The sequence below is a fragment of the Methylibium sp. T29 genome, assembly GCF_000576205.1.
GTDB lineage: Bacteria > Pseudomonadota > Gammaproteobacteria > Burkholderiales > Burkholderiaceae_C > Methylibium > Methylibium petroleiphilum.
On the sequence record NZ_AZND01000341.1, the window covers coordinates 1 to 2,933 of the forward strand.

Annotated in this window: 4 protein-coding genes; 1 reads left to right on the forward strand and 3 read right to left on the reverse strand. The window is 70.5% G+C overall.

The window, feature by feature from the left end:
* Window positions 1-92: 92 nt before the first annotated feature.
* A complete protein-coding gene (locus x551_RS20500) occupies window positions 93-995 on the reverse strand; it encodes a LysR substrate-binding domain-containing protein (protein ID WP_011830888.1) in 903 nt (300 codons plus the stop codon).
* Window positions 996-1,151: 156 nt separating this feature from the next.
* On the opposite strand from x551_RS20500, the gene x551_RS20505 reads away from it, so the two are divergent.
* Window positions 1,152-1,526, forward strand: a complete 375-nt coding sequence (locus tag x551_RS20505; RefSeq protein ID WP_011830887.1) for a 2Fe-2S iron-sulfur cluster-binding protein — start codon at window positions 1,152-1,154, stop codon at window positions 1,524-1,526.
* A gap of 51 nt (window positions 1,527-1,577) precedes the next feature.
* Here the strand turns inward: x551_RS20505 and x551_RS20510 are convergent, their stop codons facing one another.
* A complete protein-coding gene (locus tag x551_RS20510; RefSeq protein ID WP_011830886.1) occupies window positions 1,578-2,513 on the reverse strand; it encodes a catechol 2,3-dioxygenase in 936 nt (311 codons plus the stop codon).
* Between the two features lie 184 nt (window positions 2,514-2,697).
* Window positions 2,698-2,933 (reverse strand): helix-turn-helix domain-containing protein (locus x551_RS20515; RefSeq protein WP_036250754.1); only part of this gene is annotated, 236 nt, incomplete at its 5' end.

Here is a 2,933-nt window from a genome sequence, read left to right on the forward strand (position 1 = left end):
CGCGGGCGGGCGGGCCGTTCAAGCGGGAAAGGGCGCCAGCCTGTCGGCCCACCGGCGGCCTTGCCGATCGCGGCCTTCCCGCGGTCCTGCACTCACTCCCGCCGCTCCCACTTGTCGCGGTACTCCCGCACGATGCCCAGAAACGACCGCAGCAGCGGCGAGGGGTCGGTGGCGCGGTACAGGCAGCTGAGGTCGATGGTGGCCTGCGGCGCGTCGGCGAGCGGGCGGTACACCACGCGCGGCATCTGCAGCGAGGTGATGGATTCGGGGATCAGCGAGAGGCCGTAGCCGCTGGCCACCAGCGCGATGCCGGTCACCGCGTCGCCCACCTCCTGCGCGATCTGGGGCTCGAAGCCCTGCTGCTTGCACAGCTCGATCACCTTGTCGATGAAGCTCGGCCGCCCCACGTTCGGAAACAGCACCAGCGGGTGGTCGGCCAGCGCGCGGAACGGCACCGCCGCCAGCCCGGCCAGCGGGTGGCTCTCGTGCACCGCCACCAGCAGGCGCTCGGTGGTCACCAGCTCGCGGCCGATGTCGGGCAGCGGCGGCATCATGCGGTTGAAGCCCACGGTGATGCGGCGCTGCCGCAGCCCCTCGATCTGCTCGTTCTTGGTCATCGTGTGCAGCACGATGCTCACGCCCGGCAGCCGGGTGCGGAAGGCCTCCAGCAGCTCCGGGATCACGCCGTAGATGCCGGAGCCGAAGATGCCCACGTCCAGCCGGCCGAGCTTGCCTTCGCCGGCGCGCTGCACGCGGTCGATGGCGCCTTCCACCAGCATGCGGATGTTGTTGGCCTCGGTGCGGAACATCTCGCCGGCCTGCGTGAGCTCCACGCCCTTGGGCGTGCGCACGAACAGGTCGACGCCCAGCTCTTCTTCCAGCGCGCGGATCTGTCGCGTGAGCGGCGGCTGGGAGATGTGCAGCCGCGCCGCGGCGCGGCCGATGTTCAGCTCCTCAGCCACCGCCACGAAGTACTTGAGGTGTCGCAGGTCCATGAGGTGCAGGGGAAAGGTGGGGAGGGCGGCCCGACGGGTATGGCCGCCGGGCGTGAACGGTATTGGCTTTGCCTCGGGGTCTCAAGTATCTTCGCGTCGCCGCGGATCGGCGCACGCCGACCGCCGCACGGTGATAACCCTGAGAGGAGCCCCGAGGTGCCCGTCGACCCCTGTCCGTCATCGCACCGCGTCACGATTGCCGACACCGGCGAGGCCTACGCCTGCAACAGCGCCGAGACCGTGCTGGTCGGCCTGGCGCGGCTCGGCAAGCGCGGCATCCCGGTGGGCTGCCGCGGCGGCGGCTGCGGTGTGTGCAAGGTGGAGGTGGTGTCGGGCCAGTACCGCAAGCGCGTGATGAGCCGCAACCACGTGAACGCCGACGACGAGGCCTGCCACCGCGTGCTGGCCTGCTGCATCTACCCGATCAGCGACGTGGTGGTGCGCGCCATCGGGCCGATGCAGAAGTCGCTCAACCGCGGCAGTGCCGCCGCTGCATCAGCCGCCACCACGCCGGAGGCGGCCAAGGCCTGAGCGAGGCACGGTCGCCACCGCGGGGCCGCACAAGGCCCCGCATGCCCGGCCTCAGGTCACGATGGTGAGGAAGCTCTCGTGCAGCTTGCCGTTCGGGTAGTCCAGGCCGTGGCCGAAGCCGTCGTGGGTCCAGGTGATCGGTTCAACGTCCGGGTAGGGGTCGTAGCCGCCACAGAAGGTCTCGAAGCGGTTGCCCGAAGGGTCCCAGGCGTAGATGGTCTCGCCGCGCGTGGTGCCGTGGCGGGTGGGGCCGATGTCGATGGGCACGTTGTTCATGCCCATGATGTCGCCGGCGCGCAGCACGCGCTCCCAGGTCGGCATGCGGAAGCTCAGGTGGTGCAGCTTGCCCGGCTCGGGGTACTCGACGAAGGCGATGTCGTGCGTCTTGTGCGAGCACGCCAGGAAGATCGCCACCTCGGGTTCGCCCGCTTCCTTGGGGCCGAGGATGCGCTCCACCAGGTAGAAGCCCAGCACCTCGGTGAACAGCTTCTTGTTGGCGGCGATGTTGGTGCCGTACAGCAGGCAGTGGTCCAGGCGGGTGGGCGCCATGCCGCGCTCCGAGTCGGGGCCCCAGGGCGCGGGGTTCACCTGGCCGAGGCCGTTGCCCACGTGCTTCTTGTCGGCATACAGCTCGAACAGGTGGCCGGTGGGCAGCTGGAAGCGCACGCGCTCGCCGGTCTCCAGCAGGTCGCCGGCCGGCACGCGCTCGGTCTCCAGGCCGTAGGCGCGCACGTCGCGCTCCAGCTGGTCGAGCGTGGCGCGGTCCAGCACCTTGTAGCCCACGAAGTCGATGCCGGCGGTGTCGGCCTCGCGCAGCACCACGCTGTGGTGGTCGCGCTCGTCCCAGCACTTGAAGTACACGCGGCCCTGCTTGTCGGTGCCGGTCTCCACGAGGCCGATCACGTCACGATAGAACTTGCGGCTGACTTCCAGGTCGAGCACGCGCAATTGCGCGTGGCCGGGACGCAGCACTCCGGTCATTGCCATGGGGGGTCTCCTCGAGGTGGCGGTGTGCGGTGGGCTCGTGCGACGTCTCGGGCGGTCGCGGCAGCTTGTTGTTGTTGTCGAGCGGTTGCGGGGAAGTGTAGGAAGCGCTCCGCCCGGCGGTCCAATACCGATACTGGGCTGTCGCGATACCTTGTAGGTATCCGCCGGGCCCCGAGGCCGCGGCTCAGCCCTGCGGCGGCGGTGCCAGCGCGCGCAGCCGGTAGATGAGCTGCGCGCGCGTGATGCCCAGCAGCCGCGCCGCGGCGGACTGGTTGTCGTGGGTGCGCGCCATGGCGCTGCGGATCAGCGCGGCCTCGATCTGGTCGAGCGGCGCGCTGGACACGTCGCCGCTGCCGCTCAGCAGCGCCATCACGCGCTGGCCCAGCTCCTGCGGGCCGTGGGGGCCGGGTTCGCCCTCGG

Bases quoted from the DNA above. Each gene is read 5' to 3' on its own strand.
- x551_RS20510 (WP_011830886.1), bottom strand. From the start codon at position 2,513: ATGGCAATGACCGGAGTGCTGCGTCCCGGCCACGCGCAATTGCGCGTG.
- x551_RS20500 (WP_011830888.1), bottom strand. From the start codon at position 995: ATGGACCTGCGACACCTCAAGTACTTCGTGGCGGTGGCTGAGGAGCTG.